At 73.5% G+C, this 3,335-nt stretch carries 4 protein-coding genes; 2 read left to right on the forward strand and 2 right to left on the reverse strand.

The genetic code is table 11. From position 1 onward, the window contains the following. A partial coding sequence (locus E1293_RS45780; RefSeq protein ID WP_341770259.1) for a DUF6597 domain-containing transcriptional factor occupies positions 1-314 on the reverse strand: 314 nt, incomplete at its 3' end. Between the two features lie 96 nt (positions 315-410). On the opposite strand from E1293_RS45780, the gene E1293_RS45785 reads away from it, so the two are divergent. Beyond that, the gene (locus E1293_RS45785; RefSeq protein ID WP_132206237.1) at positions 411-989 is read left to right on the forward strand and encodes a TIGR03086 family metal-binding protein; all 579 of its coding nucleotides are present in this window, start codon (positions 411-413) and stop codon (positions 987-989) included. 79 nt (positions 990-1,068) lie between these two features. Beyond that, complete coding sequence (gene gltX / locus E1293_RS45790) at positions 1,069-2,469, forward strand: glutamate--tRNA ligase (RefSeq protein WP_132206239.1); 1,401 nt, start codon at positions 1,069-1,071, stop codon at positions 2,467-2,469. On the opposite strand, the gene E1293_RS45795 is transcribed toward gltX, so the two are convergent. Then, positions 2,466-3,335: urease accessory protein UreH domain-containing protein (locus E1293_RS45795; RefSeq protein ID WP_132206241.1), on the reverse strand; the 870-nt coding region annotated here is incomplete at its 5' end. The genes gltX and E1293_RS45795 overlap by 4 nt on opposite strands.

The raw sequence follows: 3,335 nt of genomic DNA on the forward strand, positions 1-3,335 counted from the left end.
GGCCGGAAGGCCGCCCCCACCACCCGGCCCTCGCCGGAGATCTCCTCGGTGAACTCGTCCCGGACGACGCCGACGATCCGGGCCCGGGTCGTCTCGGCGGTCAGATAGCTGGTGAAGGTCATGTGCACGGACGGACGCGTGAGCACCTGCTGCCGGTGCGGCGGCCGGCCCCGCAGATCCCACCGCAGCACCCAGAAGTTCGCCACGAACGGCGCGAGCGTTCCGGACGGGGCGATCCGCTCGACGTGGAAGCGTTCCAGCCCCGTCCGGGCCCGCAGGATGCCCCGCGTCCCGCCGGGTAGTGGCCGTTCCATCGGCCCAGGCTAACGGTGTCGCGTTTCTTCAATACGCACGGCGCGTGCCGTCCTAGCGTGGACCTGATGGTCGAACGAATGAGCGAAGGAAAGATCATGGATATCCGGAGCCGGATGGCGCCCGCCGCGCAGGCCGCGGCGCGGGTCGTCCTGGAGGTTCCCGGGGCGGAGCTGGACGCGCCGACCCCGTGCCCCGACTGGGACGTGCGCGCCCTGGTCAACCACCTGATCCTGTGGACCGGGCGCGGCGAGACCGCCGCGCGCCGGCTGCCGGTGAGCGGCCCGGGGGAGGACCACGACTTCACCGCCGAGCCCGGCTGGGCCCAGCGGTTCGAGGAGCAGGCCCGCAGGACCGCCGAGGCGTGGCAGGACCCGGCCGCCTGGGAGGGCGACACCAGCCTCACCGGCAACAAGGTGGGCATGCCGGCCGCGTTCATCGCGGGGATCGTCTTCGGCGAGTACGTCCTGCACGGCTGGGACCTCGCCGCGGCGACCGGGCGCGAATCCGGGTTTCCGCCGCCGGTGGTGGAGGCCGCGTGGGAGCAGATCGCGGCGACGGCCGACATGAGCCGCCAGTACGGGGTGTTCGGCCCCGAGGTCGCGGTGCCGGAGGACGCGCCGCTGCTCGACCGCGTCCTCGGGCTGTCCGGCCGCGACCCGCACTGGAAGCCCTGAACCCCCGGATGCTCCGAACAGGGGCCGGCCGCGCGGGTCCCGGCGCGAGCGGGGGCCCGCGCGCTCTACCCTTGAAGGCATGTCTTCGACCTCTTCGATCCGCGTACGCTTCGCCCCGTCGCCGACCGGCATGTTCCATGTCGGCGGCGCCCGCTCGGCGCTGTTCAACTGGGTGATGGCCGCCCAGTCCGGCGGGACGCTCGTGCTGCGCATCGAGGACACCGACGCCTCCCGCAACAGCCCCGAATGGACCGAGGGCATCATCCGCGCCCTGGCCTGGCTCGGGATGGACGGCGGGCAGTACGAGGGCCCCTACTTCCAGTCCGCGAACGCCGACAAGCACGCCGAGGCCGCCCAGACCCTCAAGGGCAAGGGCCGCGCCTACTACTGCGACTGCTCCCGCGAGGCGGTGGTCGCCCGCACCGGCGACCAGCACAAGGGCTACGACGGCTTCTGCCGCGACCGCGGCTTGGAGGCGGGCCCCGGACGCGCCCTCCGGTTCCGCACCCCGGACGAGGGCCAGACCACCGTCGTCGACCTGCTGCGCGGCAAGCCGGTCTTCGAGAACGCCGTCCTGGAGGACTTCGTCATCGCCCGCGCGGACGGGTCCGTCACGTTCCTGCTGGCCAACGCGGTCGATGACATGAGCCAGGGCATCACCCATGTGGTGCGCGGCGAGGAGCACCTGTCCAACGCCCCCAAGCAGCAGCTGCTGTGGGAGGCGCTCGGCGGCGAGCCGCCCGTGTGGGCGCACGTCCCGGTCATCGTGAACGAGAAGCGGCAGAAGCTGTCCAAGCGCCGGGACAAGGTCGCGCTGGAGGACTACCGGGCCGAGGGCTACCTCGCCGAGGCCGTGCGCAACTACCTGATGCTGCTCGGCTGGGCGCCGACCGGCGACCGCGAGATCGTCCCGTGGGACGTGGTCGTCGACGAGTTCCGCATCGAGGACGTCAACTCCTCGCCCGCGTTCTTCGACGTCAAGAAGCTCCGCGCGATCAACGGCGAGTACATCCGGGCGCTGCCGGAGCAGAAGTTCATCGCCGAGTGCCTTCCGTTCCTGCAGGAGGCGCCGTTCGACGTCGACGTCGCGGTGTTCGCCGAGCTGGCGCCGCTCGCGCAGACCCGCGTCGCGCTGCTGTCGGAGATCGTCCAGATGATCGACTTCGTGTTCCTGGACGAGCCGCCGGCCGACGAGCAGTCCTGGAACAAGGCGATGAAGGAGCCCGCCGCCGCGATCCTCGCCGCCGCCGAGGACGCCTACCGGGACGCGCCGTGGAACGCGGCCGAGCTGAAGGACCGGCTGGAGCGGATCGGCACCGGGCACGGCCTCAAGCTCGGCAAGACGCAGGCGCCCGTCCGCGTCGCCGTCACCGGCCGCACCGTGGGCCTGCCGCTGTTCGAGTCCCTGGAGATCCTCGGCCGCGACCGCACCCTCGCCCGCATCGCCGCCGCCCGCGCCCGCCTGGACGCGCCCGCCTAGCGGAACGTGATCGCCCCGGGGAAGTGGCCGGACGCGCACACGAAGCGCAGCCGGCCCGGCGCCGGGGCGCCCAGGTCGACGCGGGTCTCGCCGGTCACCGGCAGGACCACGTCCTTGCCCAGGCTCGGGATCGTGAACGCGCGGGTGTGGCCGCGGGTGTCCCTCGTCCTCAGCACGAGGACGGTGCGCACGCCGGCGCGGGCGGTGAGCAGCGCGGGCCGGTAGCCGCGGTCGAGGGCCCACACGGTCACGACCTGGGTGCCGGACGCGTCCGTCCGGACGAACCGCGCCGAATCCGCCGCCGAGGCCGTCCCGCCGCCGTCCGGGAGCCGGCCGGCGAGGCGCAGGCCGGACATGAGCGTCCAGCCGGCGACGGCGATGAGCGCGACCGCCAGCAGCGCCGTCAGCCGCCCCCGCAGCACCGCGAGCGTGCGGCCGACCGTCACGCCGATGAGCCCGAACAGCGGCGCCGTCCCGAGCACGAACCCGGTCATGACGGCCGCCCCGCCGAGCGCCGACCGGGATGTGACGGCGAGCAGTTCCGCCGACAGCGTCAGCCCGCACGGCAGTAGCACGGTCGCCGCCCCGAGCGCGGCCGGACGCCTGAAACGCGGTGTGCGGCAGTGTTCCGGCTCCTCATCGCGCCGCAGGATGCGTCGGGCGGGCTTGAATCCCAGCAGATCCAGAGCGAACAACGCGAGGATCAACGCCGCCGCGACGAGCAGCGCCCCGCGTACCCGGGGCCCGGGCTGAACCGCGCCGCCCACCAGCCCGAGCAGCGCCCCCAGCAGCGCGTGCGTGCCGAGCTTCGCCGCGAGGAACACCCCCACCGGCCTGACGGCCCCCGTCCGCCCGCCGCCGCCGAC

This window comes from Actinomadura darangshiensis, from assembly GCF_004349235.1.
GTDB classification, from domain to species: Bacteria; Actinomycetota; Actinomycetes; order Streptosporangiales; family Streptosporangiaceae; genus Spirillospora; species Spirillospora darangshiensis.